Here is an 18,140-nt window from a genome sequence, read left to right as displayed (position 1 = left end):
TAAAAAATGGGTAAAAATAAATTAGCGGTCAATTAGCGTTCTGATTTAAACGGTATTAGTGATAATTTGGGCAAAAGTAGTATAAAAACGACGTTTGAATAATTTTCAGAATTTTGTTATAATTTTTAAAATAAGATAGGAGAGCCTATGAAAGTTGTAAAATTTGGCGGAAGTTCACTGGCTTCTGCAATTCAATTAGAAAAAGTATTGAACATTATCAAATCTGACCCTGAACGTCGTTTTGTTGTGGTATCAGCACCAGGAAAACGCCATGATGACGATATCAAAGTAACCGATGCCCTGATTAAATACTACCGAGAATATATTGCAGGAAATGATGTCACACCTAACCAACAGTGGATTATCAATCGCTATGCAGATATGGTGGCAGAATTAGGTTTGAAACCAAAAGTTCTGGAAAAAATTTCCAAAAGCATTACAAGCCTTGCAACTTTGCCAATTGAAGATAACGCATTTCTTTATGATACTTTTCTTGCTGCAGGGGAAAATAACAATGCCAAATTAATTGCAGCTTATTTCAGTCAAAATGGCGTTCCAGCTCGCTACGTTCATCCGAGAGAAGCGGGACTCCTTGTTTCCAGTGAGCCAGGTAATGCTCGCATTCTCCCTTCCAGCTATGATAAAATTGAAGAACTCAACAATTCTGACGAAGTTCTAGTTATCCCAGGTTTCTTTGGTGTTACTCAAGATGGCCAAATTTGTACTTTCTCCCGTGGTGGTTCTGATATTACAGGTTCTATCATTGCTGCGGGAGTCAAAGCAGATGTTTATGAGAACTTTACTGATGTTGACGGAATCTTTGCCGCCCATCCTGGCATCGTTCACAAACCACATTCCATTCCTGAGCTAACCTATCGGGAAATGCGTGAATTGGCCTACGCTGGCTTTACAGTTCTCCATGATGAAGCTCTGCTTCCAGCTTACCGCGGCAAAATCCCGCTGGTTATTAAAAATACCAACAATCCAGAACATCCAGGTACTCAAATTGTTCATAAACACAGTAAGGATCACTTACCGGTCGTTGGAATTGCTGGAGATGCAGGCTTTGTCAGCATTAACATGTCCAAGTACCTGATGAACAGAGAAATTGGCTTTGGTAGGCGCGTCCTTCAAATTCTAGAAGATTTGAATATTGGTTGGGAGCATATGCCTACAGGAATTGACGACCTCTCCATTATCTTACGTGAGCGCGAATTAACTCCTATCAAAGAGGAAGAGATCCTTCGACAACTTGTCCAAAAAGCAGAGGTTGATCATGCAGAAATTGAACACGACCTTTCTATTATCATGATTGTTGGTGAAAAAATGAAAAGTCATATTGGTGTAACAGCTACTGCAACCAAAGCTCTTTCAGAAAACAATATCAACATTCAAATGATGTCCCAAGGCTCAAGCGAAGTATCCATCATGTTTGTTGTGGAAAAAAATCAAGAAAAAGCGGCCATCCGCGCTTTATACAGAGCCTTCTTTGAAGTCAATACAGAATCATAAATGCAAACCTCAGAAGCATTTTTATCATACAATCACTCGATAATCGAAAAAGGCAGAAGTTAGTTACGCACTAACTTCTGCCTTTTTGATTTAAGTGCTAAATACTGTCATTTAATTCACAGACTATCTGAAAAACAATAGCTTTTAACACTACTACTCACAATCATAGAATTATCTCCCATTGTAAATAATACCAAAAAGTACAAAAAAAGAGGTAAAACCTCTTTGAAACTCCGCCAGTAGGACTCGAACCTACGACATCATGATTAACAGTCATGCGCTACTACCAACTGAGCTATGGCGGATAAAGGCTAAGCGACTTCCATATCTCACAGGGGGCAACCCCCAACTACTTCCGGCGTTCTAGGGCTTAACTACTGTGTTCGGCATGGGTACAGGTGTATCTCCTAGGCTATCGTCACTTAACTATTGAATTAACTTCCCTGTCCTCTCAGACAAGACTTGTCAACTCAAAATTGAATACAATATCAAATCTCACAATTCTCTAAACCATTCGCTGCACTCTGATGAAGCTCTTATTCTAGGATAAGTCCTCGAGCGATTAGTATTGGTCCGCTCCATTGCTCACACAACTTCCACTCCCAACCTATCAACCTGATCTTCTCTCAGGGCTCTTACTAACTTGCGTTATGGGAAATCTCATCTTGAGGTGGGTTTCACACTTAGATGCTTTCAGCGTTTATCCCTTCCCTACATAGCTACCCAGCGATGCTCTTGGCAGAACAACTGGTACACCAGCGGTAAGTCCACTCTGGTCCTCTCGTACTAGGAGCAGATCCTCTCAAATTTCCTACGCCCGCGACGGATAGGGACCGAACTGTCTCACGACGTTCTGAACCCAGCTCGCGTGCCGCTTTAATGGGCGAACAGCCCAACCCTTGGGACCGACTACAGCCCCAGGATGCGACGAGCCGACATCGAGGTGCCAAACCTCCCCGTCGATGTGAACTCTTGGGGGAGATAAGCCTGTTATCCCCAGGGTAGCTTTTATCCGTTGAGCGATGGCCCTTCCATACGGAACCACCGGATCACTAAGCCCGACTTTCGTCCCTGCTCGAGTTGTAGCTCTCGCAGTCAAGCTCCCTTATACCTTTACACTCTGCGACTGATTTCCAACCAGTCTGAGGGAACCTTTGGGCGCCTCCGTTACCTTTTAGGAGGCGACCGCCCCAGTCAAACTGCCCGTCAGACACTGTCTCCGTAGATGATTAACCTACCGGGTTAGAGTGGCCATAACACAAGGGTAGTATCCCAACAACGCCTCCATCGAAACTGGCGTCCCGATCTCGTAGGCTCCTACCTATCCTGTACATGTGGCACAGACACTCAATATCAAACTGCAGTAAAGCTCCATGGGGTCTTTCCGTCCTGTCGCGGGTAACCTGCATCTTCACAGGTACTAAAATTTCACCGAGTCTCTCGTTGAGACAGTGCCCAAATCATTACGCCTTTCGTGCGGGTCGGAACTTACCCGACAAGGAATTTCGCTACCTTAGGACCGTTATAGTTACGGCCGCCGTTTACTGGGGCTTCAATTCATACCTTCGCGTTACCGCTAAGCACTCCTCTTAACCTTCCAGCACCGGGCAGGCGTCACCCCCTATACATCATCTTACGATTTAGCAGAGAGCTGTGTTTTTGATAAACAGTTGCTTGGGCCTATTCACTGCGGCTGACTTCAGTCAGCACCCCTTCTCCCGAAGTTACGGGGTCATTTTGCCGAGTTCCTTAACGAGAGTTCTCTCGCTCACCTGAGGCTACTCGCCTCGACTACCTGTGTCGGTTTGCGGTACGGGTAGAGTATGATACAACGCTAGAAGCTTTTCTTGGCAGTGTGACATCACTCACTCGCTACTAAACTTCGCTCCCCATCACAGCTCAACGTTAGAGGTATAAGCATTTGACTCATACCACGCCTCACTGCTTAGACGTACATCCATTCGTACGCACGAGTTAGCCTACTGCGTCCCTCCATCACTTCATACTCTAGTACAGGAATCTCAACCTGTTGGCCATCGGATACACCTTTCGGTCTCTCCTTAGGTCCCGACTAACCCAGGGCGGACGAGCCTTCCCCTGGAAACCTTAGTCTTACGGTGGACAGGATTCTCACCTGTCTTGCGCTACTCATACCGGCATTCTCACTTCTATGCGTTCCAGCGCTCCTCACGGTACACCTTCACCACACATAGAACGCTCTCCTACCATACCTATAAAAGGTATCCACAGCTTCGGTAAATTGTTTTAGCCCCGGTACATTTTCGGCGCAGGGTCACTCGACTAGTGAGCTATTACGCACTCTTTGAATGAATAGCTGCTTCTAAGCTAACATCCTAGTTGTCTGTGCAACCCCACATCCTTTTCCACTTAACAATTATTTTGGGACCTTAGCTGGTGGTCTGGGCTGTTTCCCTTTCGACTACGGATCTTAGCACTCGCAGTCTGACTGCCGACCATAATTCATTGGCATTCGGAGTTTATCTGAGATTGGTAATCCGGGATGGACCCCTCACCCAAACAGTGCTCTACCTCCAAGAATCTTTATGTCGACGCTAGCCCTAAAGCTATTTCGGAGAGAACCAGCTATCTCCAAGTTCGTTTGGAATTTCTCCGCTACCCACAAGTCATCCAAGCACTTTTCAACGTGCCCTGGTTCGGTCCTCCAGTGCGTTTTACCGCACCTTCAACCTGCTCATGGGTAGGTCACATGGTTTCGGGTCTACATCATGATACTAAGGCGCCCTATTCAGACTCGGTTTCCCTACGGCTCCGTCTCTTCAACTTAACCTCGCATCATAACGTAACTCGCCGGTTCATTCTACAAAAGGCACGCTCTCACCCATGAACGGGCTCGAACTTGTTGTAGGCACACGGTTTCAGGTTCTATTTCACTCCCCTCCCGGGGTGCTTTTCACCTTTCCCTCACGGTACTGGTTCACTATCGGTCACTAGGGAGTATTTAGGGTTGGGAGATGGTCCTCCCAGATTCCGACGGGATTTCACGTGTCCCGCCGTACTCAGGATACTGCTAGGTACAGAATCTATTTAAAATACGAGGCTCTTACTCTCTCTGGCCAACTTTCCCAAGTCATTCTTCTATAAATTCTGAGTCCACAGCGCAGTCCTACAACCCCGAAGAGTAAACTCTTCGGTTTGCCCTCCTGCCTCTTCGCTCGCCGCTACTAAGGCAATCGCTTTTGCTTTCTCTTCCTGCAGCTACTTAGATGTTTCAGTTCACTGCGTCTTCCTCCTCATTTCCTTAACAGAAATGGGTAACAGGCATCAACCTGTTGGGTTCCCCCATTCGGACACCCCCGGATCGAAGCTTACTTACAGCTCCCCGAGGCATTTCGTCGTTTGTCACGTCCTTCTTCGGCTCCTAGTGCCAAGGCATCCACCGTGCGCCCTTACTAACTTAACCTTATTTTTGACCTTTCAGTCTTAAACTCATTAATATTCACAGCGTTTTCGGTTTATTTTCTTGTTACTATTTGATATCAGTATTCAATTTTCAATGGACAAGTTCTTTATCTAGTCAAACTAGATAATGGAGCCTAGCGGGATCGAACCGCTGACCTCCTGCGTGCAAAGCAGGCGCTCTCCCAGCTGAGCTAAGGCCCCACATAGCCCTCTCAAAACTAAACAAGACCCAAGTGCATTCCGTGTGTCCTTACGGACTCCTTAGAAAGGAGGTGATCCAGCCGCACCTTCCGATACGGCTACCTTGTTACGACTTCACCCCAATCATCTATCCCACCTTAGGCGGCTGGCTCCTTACGGTTACCTCACCGACTTCGGGTGTTACAAACTCTCGTGGTGTGACGGGCGGTGTGTACAAGGCCCGGGAACGTATTCACCGCGGCGTGCTGATCCGCGATTACTAGCGATTCCGACTTCATGTAGGCGAGTTGCAGCCTACAATCCGAACTGAGACTGGCTTTCAGAGATTAGCTTGCCGTCACCGGCTTGCGACTCGTTGTACCAGCCATTGTAGCACGTGTGTAGCCCAGGTCATAAGGGGCATGATGATTTGACGTCATCCCCACCTTCCTCCGGTTTATTACCGGCAGTCTCGCTAGAGTGCCCAACTCAATGATGGCAACTAACAATAGGGGTTGCGCTCGTTGCGGGACTTAACCCAACATCTCACGACACGAGCTGACGACAACCATGCACCACCTGTCACCTCTGTCCCGAAGGAAAACTCTATCTCTAGAGCGGTCAGAGGGATGTCAAGACCTGGTAAGGTTCTTCGCGTTGCTTCGAATTAAACCACATGCTCCACCGCTTGTGCGGGCCCCCGTCAATTCCTTTGAGTTTCAACCTTGCGGTCGTACTCCCCAGGCGGAGTGCTTAATGCGTTAGCTGCGGCACTAAGCCCCGGAAAGGGCCTAACACCTAGCACTCATCGTTTACGGCGTGGACTACCAGGGTATCTAATCCTGTTTGCTCCCCACGCTTTCGAGCCTCAGCGTCAGTTACAGACCAGAGAGCCGCTTTCGCCACCGGTGTTCCTCCATATATCTACGCATTTCACCGCTACACATGGAATTCCACTCTCCCCTTCTGCACTCAAGTTAAACAGTTTCCAAAGCATACTATGGTTAAGCCACAGCCTTTAACTTCAGACTTATCTAACCGCCTGCGCTCGCTTTACGCCCAATAAATCCGGACAACGCTCGGGACCTACGTATTACCGCGGCTGCTGGCACGTAGTTAGCCGTCCCTTTCTGGTAAGATACCGTCACAGTGTGAACTTTCCACTCTCACACCCGTTCTTCTCTTACAACAGAGCTTTACGATCCGAAAACCTTCTTCACTCACGCGGCGTTGCTCGGTCAGGGTTCCCCCCATTGCCGAAGATTCCCTACTGCTGCCTCCCGTAGGAGTCTGGGCCGTGTCTCAGTCCCAGTGTGGCCGATCACCCTCTCAGGTCGGCTATGTATCGTCGCCTTGGTGAGCCGTTACCTCACCAACTAGCTAATACAACGCAGGTCCATCTGGTAGTGATGCAATTGCACCTTTCAATCAATTATCATGCGATATTCAATTTCATGCGGTATTAGCTATCGTTTCCAATAGTTATCCCCGCTACCAGGCAGGTTACCTACGCGTTACTCACCCGTTCGCAACTCATCCAAGAAGAGCAAGCTCCTCTCTTCAGCGTTCTACTTGCATGTATTAGGCACGCCGCCAGCGTTCGTCCTGAGCCAGGATCAAACTCTCATTAAAAAGTTTGAGTTCGCACTCATTACTGTCCACTGACAGATTTATTTTCGTTCTTTTGACAGGTTACATATCTCTATGTCACCCTGCACTTGGTTCGTCTTGTTCAGTTTTCAAAGGGCTTTGTCTTTCGCGACAACTATATTAGTATATCACCTATACCACCACCCTGTCAATACCTTTTCCCAATTTTTTTAAAAAATTATTGTTTTTAAATTAGTGGTTGATATTACATACCTTTGTGGCTGGTCAATTGACTTGCATTCTATATCTTTTTTAATGAGCAAAAAAATGCCCTTTCGGACATTTTTTCTATTCTTGTTCTTGTTTATACTTTTCGAGTTCAGCTTTATTAGCCCAGACATAATGTCCTGGACGAATCTCTGCCATTTCTGGTTTATCAACAGAATAATCGTGCTGTTCAGGATCATAGACCTTCAACACTTTCTTGCGTTCTAAGATTGGGTCCGGGATTGGAACAGCCGAGAGCAAGGATTGTGTGTAAGGATGGACTGGATGGTTGAACAACTCCTCTGTCTCAGCCACTTCTACAATGACACCTTTGTAAATTACGGCGATACGATCAGAAATGAAACGAACTACCGAAAGGTCATGGGCAATAAAGAGATATGTCAAGCCTAATTCTTTTTGGAATTTTTTCAATAGATTCAGAACCTGAGCTCGAACAGACACGTCCAAGGCAGAGATGGGCTCATCTGCAATTACGAAATCTGGTTGCATGACCAAGGCACGTGCAATCCCAATCCGCTGACGCTGTCCACCAGAGAATTCATGAGGATAGCGAGTTAAATGCTCAGCCAACAAGCCGACTTCATTGATGATATCTTTAACTTTTCTTTGACGATCTTCTTCATTATCAAATAAATGGTAATTGTAGAGACCCTCAGAGAGGATGTAATCAACAGTCGCACGCTCATTTAGGCTGGCAGCTGGGTCTTGAAAAATCATCTGAATCTTGCGAATCAAATCCGCTTCTTCAGCTTTCGATTTTTTTCCGTTAATCTTTTTACCTTCATAGAAGATATCGCCTGCACTGGTATCATTGAGACCGATGATAGCTCGACCGATAGTAGTTTTACCAGAACCTGATTCTCCTACTAGAGAGAAAGTTTCCCCCTTATTGATGAAGAAATTCGCATTTTTTACGGCTACAAATTTCTTACTTCCTTCACCGAAGGAAATTTCTAAATCTTTAATTTCAACTAATTTTTCAGTCATTTCCTTCCTCCTAAGCTTCTAATTGATTGAAGCCCATTTTTGAACGAATTTTTTCATGTAGATTTTCGATAATCTCTGGTTTATTAACCTTAGGTGCGTCTTCGTGGAGCAACCAGGTCTTAGCCCAATGAGTTTCTGACACATTGAAAGCCGGCGCTGCTTCTTCAAAGTCAATTGACATAGCATAGTCAGACCGCAAAGCAAAGGCATCTCCTTTGATTGGCGAATAAAGGGACGGTGGAGTACCAGGAATTGAGTAGAGCGCACCATTTGCATCAGCTAACTGAGGCAAGCTGGATAGCAAGCTCCATGTGTAAGGATGTTTTGGCTCGTAGAAAATTTCTTCAACTGTACCGTATTCGATAATCTCACCGGCATACATGACCGCGACCTTATCCGCAATACTAGCCACAACACCAAGGTCGTGTGTAATAAAGATGGTTGTGAAATGATATTCTTGCTGCAGCGATTTGAGCAAGTCAATAATCTGTGCTTGAATGGTTACGTCAAGGGCCGTTGTCGGCTCATCACAGATAAGAATATCAGGACGGCATGCCAAGGCAATAGCAATAACAATCCGCTGACGCATCCCACCTGAGTATTGGAAAGGATATTCTTCGAAACGTTTTTCCGCGTCCGGAATCCCGACCTTACTCATGTAGTCAATAGCCATTTTTTTAGCTTCTTTGGCTGACTTTCCTTGGTGCTTGATAATGACTTCTGTAATCTGGCTTCCAATAGTATTAATCGGATCCAAACTAGTCATAGGGTCTTGGAAAATAGTCGCAATTTTTGCACCACGAATCGGCTCCCAATCCTTGTTGGTGCGAAGAGTCGTCAAATCTTTGCCGCGGTAATCAATGGTTCCTTGAGCTACACGGCCATTTTCTTCTAACATACCAGTAAAGGTCTTGGTCAATACAGACTTACCTGAACCAGATTCACCAACAATAGCCAGCACTTCTCCTTCAATCAAGTCCAATGAGACACCGCGAATGGCGGTTAAGACTCGATCGCGAACATCGAATTCCACGACAATATCGCGAGCAGTCAATATTACATTTTCATTCTTTGTCATATTTACTCCTATCTATGTGTACGTGGATCGCTGGCGTCGGCTAAGTTTTGACCAACTACGAAGAAGGTTAAGGATACCAAAATCAGAGTTGTAAGTGGAATCCAAAAGAGGTAGGCATTGGTCGTCACGTTTTGAGAATAATCTGAGATCAAGCGTCCCAAACTTGGAACTGTTACAGGAAGCCCTAGGCCAAAGAAGGACAGAAAGGCTTCGTAAGAGATAAAGCTTGGTAGCATCTGTGAAGTGGTGGTCACGATAACAGATACCAACTGCGGCATAATGTTCTTCGTTACAATCTTGAGAGTCGGTGTACCAAGGGTACGAGAGGCAAGGTTGTACTCCAAATCCCGATAGCGCATAATCTGCACACGGATAGTGTAAGCAATACCGACCCAACCAGTAATCGTCATGGCAAAAATCAGATTCCAGAAACCAGCACCGATAGAGTAAGTCAAGACGATGACAATCAAGAGGGCTGGGATATTTGAAATGATATTGTAGACTTCCATCATGAAGCGGTCAACTGTTTTGGAAATTCCCCAGATACCGCCGATGATAACTCCAATAGCCAGATTAATAACTGTCGCAATAATCGAAATAAGAATAGAGTTACGAGCACCAAACCAAACACCATCAAAGAGAGACTTACCATTACTATCTGTCCCAAACCAGTATTGAGCATTTGGCTTGATATAACGCATGCTAAAGTCATTTACCTTACTCACATCATTAAAGTCGAAGTCTGAAAACATAGGATAAATGAAACTCATGAGAACAATGGCTATCAGAATGCCTAGCATCACAATCGTTGATTTCTTCTTAAGGAATTGACGCATAACTGAGCGCCAATATGAATAAGCCGGTGCATCAATCGTTTCAGAGGCAAAATCGTCACGTTTGACAAATTGGAATTTACTTTTATCAATTGTAGCCATTATTTACCTCCTTTAGATGTTAATTTAATACGTGGGTCAAGTACTGTCATCAAGATATCACCTAATAAGAGGGCGAAGATTGAAAGACATGTAAAAATAAATACGAGACCGACTACCATGGAGTTATTAGATGCTTTAACGGAGTCAATCAACATTTTCCCCATACCCGGAAAGGCAAAGACTGTTTCTGTCAGGGTAGCACCTGCAATGACACCAACGATAGAAGCTGGAATACTAGATACCAATGGTACCATAGCATTTTTGAAAATATGTTTGTTAGAAATTTCTTTTTCAGAAAGACCTTTGGCACGCGCAAAACGAACAAAGTCTTGAGACTGAAGGTCAATCATATACCGGCGTATCCAAACCGCCGTCCAAGGAGCACTCAAAAGCCCTAGAATAACAGCCGGAAGGACATAAGAACGCCAATCTCCTGCACCCAAGATTGGGAAGGAATCTGGAAGACCAACGGCAGACCCCGCCAAACGGACAATGTAGACCAAGGCGATGGTTGGCAGTGACATCATAAAGGTCAAGCCAGCTGTAGAAATACTGTCAAACCATGTATTCTTAAGTCGAGCCATGTAGGACCCAAGAGGAATAGCAATCAGATAAGACAGGGCCACACCAATCAAACCAATAATGGCTGAGCTGGTAATCATGGACGGATTTTGATAGTTGCTTTGAGTCTCTGTATAGGCATCTCCCTGACCAAACTTAGCAATGTCCTGTGAATCGGCTTTGCTTGGCGTCTTATAGGTACGAGAGTAAATGTTAACAGACGATGTCTTTTTGCCTGTTGGAAATTGAACTTCAGAAGACTTAGTTTGTCCTTGTCCTTGCGTAATAACCTGCAGAACAGGGATATTAGCATAGGTCGGATAAGAATAACCTAAATTAAAGGTAATAAAGTTCTGGTGAACAAATGGGAACTGACCATTAAAGTAAAGCAGATACTTATGCTTGGTACCAGAACCCACAAGAGACCAGCCAATAGAAGGATCATTTTCAAACCGGATATAACGCTCTAGGTTTGGATTTTCCTCATCTTGAATAACATTTGGATGGTCAATTTGAATCAAATTAGCATAGAACTCAAAGACACGCTCATAAACAGGCACTTCACGTACAGCATAGAATTCTCCGCTCAGTGGGAATTTCTGCAATTTCCAGCCATTGCCAAGTTTATCAATATACTTCTGATAAATCTTCTTGTTTGCTTCTGTAGCTTCTGTTGTAACAGAGGAATCTTCCTTGCTGGCCTTCTCCTGCAGTTCCTTAGTATCATAATAGTCAATGTAACCCATCCGCTCAAAGATGGTGTTTTCATAGTTAGCTTTTTTATCTTTATTGGTCGCTATTTTATTATAGTTAGGATCCTGCTTGAAAATCAACCTTCTTGGCACCATAGTATAGATAATGGTATAGGTCAAGGTCGTTACCAAGAAAATCGACACAAGTGAGCGTAAAATACGCATAAAAATATATTTTTTCATTTATCGTTTCCTTTAAATTTCAAAAGAACTTTCTCTCGTTATTAGAGAAAGTTCTAGTGAACGATTTATTCTACATGACTTTCGAGATCTTTTTGTGCTTTCGCATTTGACTCTTCTTTTTCTTTCAGCCATTTCTTACGAGCTGCTTCGTAGTCTTTCTTCGTTACTACTTCATTTTGAACTTTAATACGTTTGAAGTAAGTAGAACCTGTCTTATTACCAGTTTGGGCATAAGCACCTGAGAATGGCTCGATACGTGAGATAAATGGTGCTGCACCAGGATTTGCCATCAATGGAACAACAAGAGAGTTGTCTGTCAACCAAGCCTGAGCTGCTGCATATTTTTCGTAGCGAGTGACAATATCTGAAGTTTCTTTACCAGCTTCATTTACCAAGCGGTCAAATTCATCTAAACCAACTTGCTTAGCGGCAGCATTGTCTGTTCCCTCAAAACCAAGGTAAGTCTTTGTAGTTTCAGTTGATGTAGTTTTCAAAATATCCAAATAAGTTGATGGATCTTGATAGTCAGGGTTCCAACCAACAGCTGTTGAGATATCCCAGTCTTCGCCAGCAGCATTTGGCGCATAGTAAGTAATGTTATAAAGATCATCTTCTGACATTTGTTGGATATCTACAACAACATTCTCAGCTCCCAAAGTCTTTTCAACAGATTGCTTAAGTGATTGCGCACGGTTAACCATTGGCTTAGAAGTCTGAGCAACTGGCAGATCCAGATGGATTGGGAATTCTACTCCCTCAGCCTGTAGGGCTGCTTTTGCTTTTGCAAACTCTGCTTTTGCCTTCTCAGCATTAAAGAGACCATCTTGACCGTCCTCAAGTTGAACACCTTTCCACTCTTCACCCAAGGCTGCAACTTTTTCTTCTACAACGTCACCAAAAGATTTTTCACCGACTTGAACAAATGTAGGTGGTACATAAGTATTACGTACAGCATAAGGAGCACCCTCTTCACCATTGATTTGTGCTGAGTATGATGTACGGTCGATGGCAAAGTTCAAGGCTTGACGGAAGTCTTTGTTAAGAATCGCTTTCTTAGTAGAAGACTTTTGAGCATCTGTTGTTTTGCTTGTATGGTTGTAGCTTTGGCGGTCGATATTGACACCCATAACGGCTACACCGGCACTTGGTGATGTGAAGAAAATGTAATCCTTGAAATCTTTTTCGATACCAGCAAAGTTTGAGCTTGTAGGGTAGAGACGTGCTAATGTTAAAGCACCATCTTTGAAGTTACGAGCAAGAGCATCTTGGTCTTGCCCATCAAAGTAAGACAACTTGATTGTATCGATGTGGACATTTTCCTTGTCCCAGTAGTTTTCATTCTTTTGGTACTCTACAGCAGATTTAGCTGTGATAGATTTCATCAAGAATGGTCCATTGTAAAGGATAGAAGTTGGATCAGTAGATTGACCGAATTTATCCCCTTGTTTCTTAAGGAATTCTGCATTGATTGGCCACAGGACTTGTGAAGTTGTTTTTGAATTCCAATATGGCTCAGGTTGGTTAAGAGTATATTGGAGGGTATGATCGTCAACTGCTTTAACTCCAACAGTAGAGAAATCAGTTGTTTTACCATTTACATAGTCATCCAAACCTTTTACAGATTGTTGCACAAGGTAAAGGGCTTCAGATTTTTTATCAGCAGCATGCTTAAGACCAGTCACAAAGTCCTGAGCTGTCACATCGCCATATTCTTCACCTTCTGAAGTATACCATTTGGCATCTTTACGGATTTTGTAGGTGTAAGTCAAGCCGTCTTTAGAGACAGTCCAAGACTCTGCTATTGATGGTACAAAATTACCATATTGGTCATTTTCCAACAAACCATCCACGCCATTTGTCACAAAATCAGCTGTCGAAGCTTTACCAGATGTCACATAATCCAATGTTTCTGGGTCAGCAGTATAGACATAGTTGTAAGATGTTGAAGTGTTGTTCCCTTTTGATGAACTAGAACAAGCAACCAAAAGACCTACTGAAAGAAGACTAACTCCAGCTAAAGCCAATACTTTGCTTTTTTTCATGCGATTTCTCCATTTTTGTTTTTTAGGTTTACTTAGAATTATAGCACAAGAAATAAAAAAAGTAAACTAAATTTTCTGAATATTGAGGTAGCTCTCAACTCCCTAACATGTCTATGTAGCAGGTTTTCTCATTTGTTTATGTTCTAATAATGGACTCCCCCCTCTTTAACACCCGTCCAAAAGAACAAGAAAAATCCCACTGTTACTACAATGGGATTTTCTTGCTTTATTTGATATGTTCTGCGAGTTCTTCTTGAGCTTTTTTGTTGGATTCTTCCTTTTCTTTTGCCCATTTTTCACGAGCCTTTTCATATTCTTTAGTCGTTATTGGTTTATCTTGGATTTCAACATATTTAAAGCTGTATTCACCCTTGTTTCCAGTCCAAGCAAATGGTCCTGAGAACGGAACAACCTTACGGACACTTGGTGTTGTACCAGATGACCATGCCGGCATCAACAGGGCACTGTCTGTCAGCCAAGCCTGAGCTGCAGCATACTTTTCGTAACGTTTGTTAATATCCTCGTTTTCTGAAGCAGCGTCTTCCAAGAGCTTGTCATATTCTTCAAAGCCAGCCTCTTTAGCTGCTGCATTATCTGTTCCAGGGTCAAAACCAAAGTAACTATCAACATTTTCACCTGCCTTAGAACCAGTGATGTCCAGATAGGAAGATGGATCATCATAGTCGGGACTCCAGCCAAGATTATTATTCAAATCCCAGTCTTCTTGAGAAGCTGAGGTTGCAAAGTAGGTGATGTTATTCAGCTCATCATCTGTCATCTGCTGAATGTCAATTACCACATTGTCAGAGCCAAGATTGGATTCAATAGACTGCTTCAGTGACTGAACACTCTTAACACCATTGGTATCTGCTGAGCTGACCGGAATATCCAGATGAATAGGGAATTCTACTCCTTCTGCCTGCAGCGCTTCCTTAGCTTTAGCAAATTCTGCCTTGGCTTTTTCTGGATTATAAAGGCCATCCTGAGCGTCGTCTAATTTAATTCCCTTCCACTCATCTCCGTAGCTAGCTAGATTTTCTTCTACAATACTGCCGAACTCTTTACCATTGGCTTGTACAAAGGTTGGCGGAACAAAGGTATTACGAAGCTGCTTGTCTGCTGCTTCTTCGCCATTGGTTTGTGCAGAATAGGCAGTACGGTCAAAGGCAAAAAGCAGAGCCTGACGGAAATCTTTATTGAGGAGTGCCCTCTTGGTAGAAGATTTCTGTGCATCCGTTGTCTTAGAAGTATGCTCGTAAGACTGACGGTCGATATTAGTTGTGACAACGAAGGTTCCTGAACCTTGAGGAGTGTAGACGATATTATCGCCATACTGTTTCTTCACACTGGCAAAGTTGGAGCTATTTGGGAAAAGACGAGCAATGGTGTAGTTGCCATCAGAAAAGCCACGCACCAGAGATTCTGTATCTTGACCATCGTAGTAAGAGAATTTGACAGTATCAATTTTTACCTTGTCCTTATCCCAATAGTTTGGATTTTTCTCTAAGCTAATTTGAGATTTTGAAGTGATAGATTTCAGGATAAACGGACCGTTATAGAGGACACTGGTTGGATCTGTCCCCTGAGCAAACTTGTCACCTTTTGATTTCAGAAATTCTTCGTTAATGGGGAAAAGAATCCCCATTGTTGTCTTAGAATTCCAGAAACTTTCTGGCTGATTGAGAGTGTATTGAACAGTAGAATCATCCACCGCCTTGACACCCACTTGAGAGAAATCAGTTATTTTACCATTGACATAATCGTCCAAGCCTTTAATGGATTTTTGAACGATATAGAGACCATCAGACTTGCTGTCTGCGGCATGCTTCAGACTGGTCACAAAGTCCTTAGCAGTCACATCTGCATACTCTTCACCATCAGAAGTATACCATTTCACTCCCTCACGAAGCTTATAAGTATAGGTTAGACCATCTTTTGAAACGGTCCAATCTTCCGCTAGAGAAGGCACTAAGTTACCATACTTATCGCTTTCTAGCAAACCATCCACTACATTAGCCATAATCTCATTGGTTGCCCGTTTATTGGACACAGTGTAATCCAACGTATCTGGATCTGCGGTATAAACATAGCTATAGTTTTTCCCAGATGAACTGGAGCCCCCAAACGAACATGCAGCCAAAATTCCTGCAGAGAGAATGACAAGCCCAGCAGCTGCAGCTAACTTAGATGTTTTCATAAACTTCCTCCAGTTTTCATTAAGATTACTTTCATTATAGCACTTCTGCGACAGGATGTAAACGCTTCAATGCACTAGAGAGTCATATAAAAAAGAGACTGGGACAAAATGTCTCAGCCTCGCTTTATCGTATTCACAAACTTTTGATTCCAAACTGTTTATAAAGAGTCAAAAGTTCGCGGTTTAGAACCTTATTTGATGTGTTTTTCTAGCTCTTCTTGGGCTTTTTTATTGGATGCTTCCTTTTCTTTTTCCCATTTCTTAAGAGCTGCTTCATAGTCTTTGGCTGTCACAATATCATTTTGGAGTTCCATGTTCTTAAAGACATAGACATCTCCTTTGATTCCGACATAAGAGTAAGACTTGGTAAATGGCACGACCTTCTGAACAACTGGTGAACCACCTGCAGAAACACTAGGAATAACAATGGAGCTATCTGTCAACCAAGCTTGAGCTGCTGCGTATTTGGTATAACGAGCGTCGGTATCTTGTTTTTCCTTATCTGCCTCATCCAATAACTCTTTGTATTCGTTCAAGCCGACTTTATTTGCAACATCCGCATTTTTGCCTTTTTCTATACCAATATTATCTGTAGCATCACCTGTTTCTGGATTGAAAATATTCAGATAAGTTGATGGATCTTGGTAGTCTGCTGACCAGCCAGACATGTTGAGGTCGTAGTCTTTCTGAGCTGCTGTTTCTGCAAAGTAGGCAGAGTTATCAAAGTCATCTGTTGACATTTGCTGAACATCGATGACAACATTTTCTTGACCAAGCGCTGCTTCGACAGACTGTTTGAAAGAGTTGGTCCGCTGTACTAAGACTTTGTCAGTCTGATCCACAGGAACATCAATATGGATTGGGAATTCTACACCTTCTGCTTGTAAGGTCTCTTTAGCCTTAGCAAACTCTACCTTAGCCTTGTCAGCATTGTAGATGCTGTCTTGGGCATCTGTCAGCTTAACCCCATTCCACTCATCTCCATAAGATGCGAGTTGACTCTCTACTACATCAGAGAAGTCCTTACCGTCCACCTGCACAAAGCTAGGAGGAACAAGCAAGCTACGGATGAGCTTCGTCGCCCCTTCTTCACCATTCATCTGAGCTCCAAAAGATGTCCTGTTAAAGGCAAAGTTAATCGCCTGACGGAAGTCTTTGTTCTGGATAGCGGCTGTAGTCGATGTCTTCTGAGCATCTGTGGTCTTAGACGAATGATTATAAGCCTTACGATTCAGATTGAAGCTAAAGAAATAGCTGGTTGAGTTCTGTGGTGTGTAGATAATATAATCTTTGTATTGCTTTTCTATAGAAGCATAGTTAGAGCTCGTAGGATAAAGCCGTGCTTGAGAATAGGCGCCGTCTGAGAAGTTGCGGATCAAGGATTCCTGATCTGAACCATCAAAATAAGTCAGTTTCACATTGTCAATCTTGACATTGTCCTTATCCCAGTAGTTTTGGTTTTTAGCATATTCAATGACAGACTTAGAAGTGAATGCTTTCAGAACATAAGGTCCATTATAAAGAATGGAAGAAGGTTTTACGGTACCAAAATCTTTGCCTTGTGACTTCAAGAAATCCTCATTGATTGGAAACAGAATCCCCATGGTTGTCTTAGAGTTCCAGTAGCTTTCTGGCTGGTTGAGCGTGTATTCGACCGTGTGGTCATCAACTGCTTTTACTCCAACTGTTGAGAAGTCTTTAGACTCTCCTTTGACATAGGCATCCAAGCCTTTAATGGAATTTTGGACGATAGGAAGAGCTTCAGAATTTTCATCTGCCGCGTGCTTCAAACCTGCTACAAAGTCTTGTGCTTTAACCTCTGCATATTCTTCACCATCTGATGTGTACCACTTAGCATCTTTACGGAGCTTGTAAGTATAAGTCAGACCATCCTTTGAAACAGTCCAGTCTTCTGCAATAGATGGAACCAGATTGCCGTATTCATCATTTTCTAAAAGGCCGTCCACCAAGTTTGCAATAACATCGGAAGTGGTAGCTCGATTTGAATTGACATAGTCCAAAGTATCAGGATCACTCGAATAGACATAAGAGTAGGTATTGCTTGCACTGGAATTTCCACAAGCAGCTAAGATTAGCGCCGAAATAGCCGTCAGACCAGTAACGGCCAACCATTTAGATTTTTTCATGAGCATTCTCCTTCTCAATTTATATTGTATTATTATACAATATTTTTTTATAAAAACAAACGCTTTATGTAAAAAAATAATAATTTTCTATTTTTCGGCTTGTATGTCTGTATTATTTCAAATATTTTTCTATTTTGTGAGATTTTTTCGAAAGATGTTTTTATAAAAAATCTTTTAAAAGAGATTGCTCTACTTTTCTTTACATTTATTTTGTAATCTTTTATTATCCTTGATTTGTAAAAGAAAA

Annotated in this window: 8 protein-coding genes, 2 tRNA genes and 3 rRNA genes; 1 reads left to right on the top strand and 12 read right to left on the bottom strand. The window is 43.1% G+C overall.

The features are described 5' to 3' along the window. Nucleotides 1-147 precede the first annotated feature (147 nt). Complete coding sequence (locus FFV08_02470) at nucleotides 148-1,512, top strand: aspartate kinase (protein QLB51629.1); 1,365 nt, start codon at nucleotides 148-150, stop codon at nucleotides 1,510-1,512. Between the two features lie 231 nt (nucleotides 1,513-1,743). Here the strand turns inward: FFV08_02470 and FFV08_02465 are convergent. From FFV08_02465 to FFV08_02410, 12 genes are all read right to left on the bottom strand, one after another. Continuing rightward, a tRNA-Asn gene (locus tag FFV08_02465) sits at nucleotides 1,744-1,817 on the bottom strand. A 5-nt stretch (nucleotides 1,818-1,822) separates the two neighbouring features. Next, a 5S ribosomal RNA gene (rrf, locus tag FFV08_02460) occupies nucleotides 1,823-1,938 on the bottom strand. 115 nt (nucleotides 1,939-2,053) lie between these two features. Continuing rightward, a 23S ribosomal RNA gene (locus FFV08_02455) occupies nucleotides 2,054-4,955 on the bottom strand. Between the two features lie 126 nt (nucleotides 4,956-5,081). Further along, nucleotides 5,082-5,154: transfer RNA gene (locus FFV08_02450), tRNA-Ala, on the bottom strand. Between the two features lie 57 nt (nucleotides 5,155-5,211). After that, a 16S ribosomal RNA gene (locus FFV08_02445) occupies nucleotides 5,212-6,764 on the bottom strand. Together the 16S, 23S and 5S rRNA genes with 2 tRNA genes alongside form the textbook arrangement of a ribosomal RNA operon. A 307-nt stretch (nucleotides 6,765-7,071) precedes the next feature. Continuing rightward, nucleotides 7,072-7,998: an ABC transporter ATP-binding protein gene (locus tag FFV08_02440; protein ID QLB51628.1), complete on the bottom strand. Its 927-nt coding sequence runs from the start codon at nucleotides 7,996-7,998 to the stop codon at nucleotides 7,072-7,074. 10 nt (nucleotides 7,999-8,008) lie between these two features. Beyond that, the gene (locus FFV08_02435) at nucleotides 8,009-9,076 is read right to left on the bottom strand and encodes an ABC transporter ATP-binding protein (protein ID QLB51627.1); all 1,068 of its coding nucleotides are present in this window, start codon (nucleotides 9,074-9,076) and stop codon (nucleotides 8,009-8,011) included. An 8-nt stretch (nucleotides 9,077-9,084) separates the two neighbouring features. Then, on the bottom strand, nucleotides 9,085-10,011 hold the full coding sequence (locus FFV08_02430; protein QLB51626.1) for an ABC transporter permease: 927 nt from the start codon (nucleotides 10,009-10,011) through the stop codon (nucleotides 9,085-9,087). After that, on the bottom strand, nucleotides 10,011-11,507 hold the full coding sequence (locus tag FFV08_02425) for an ABC transporter permease (GenBank protein ID QLB51625.1): 1,497 nt from the start codon (nucleotides 11,505-11,507) through the stop codon (nucleotides 10,011-10,013). The genes FFV08_02430 and FFV08_02425 overlap by 1 nt, the downstream gene beginning before the upstream one ends. 65 nt (nucleotides 11,508-11,572) lie before the next feature. After that, complete coding sequence (locus FFV08_02420) at nucleotides 11,573-13,549, bottom strand: peptide ABC transporter substrate-binding protein (GenBank protein ID QLB51624.1); 1,977 nt, start codon at nucleotides 13,547-13,549, stop codon at nucleotides 11,573-11,575. Nucleotides 13,550-13,775: 226 nt separating this feature from the next. Next, entirely contained in the window at nucleotides 13,776-15,746 is a 1,971-nt protein-coding gene (locus FFV08_02415; protein QLB51623.1) for a peptide ABC transporter substrate-binding protein, read from the bottom strand. 191 nt (nucleotides 15,747-15,937) lie between these two features. After that, a complete protein-coding gene (locus FFV08_02410; protein ID QLB51622.1) occupies nucleotides 15,938-17,899 on the bottom strand; it encodes a peptide ABC transporter substrate-binding protein in 1,962 nt (653 codons plus the stop codon). Nucleotides 17,900-18,140 lie beyond the last annotated feature (241 nt).

This window comes from Streptococcus sanguinis (genome assembly GCA_013378335.1).
Lineage (GTDB): Bacteria > Bacillota > Bacilli > Lactobacillales > Streptococcaceae > Streptococcus > Streptococcus sanguinis_I.
Note: the sequence above shows the minus strand (reverse complement) of the source record. Positions and strands in the feature narration are given on the sequence as shown.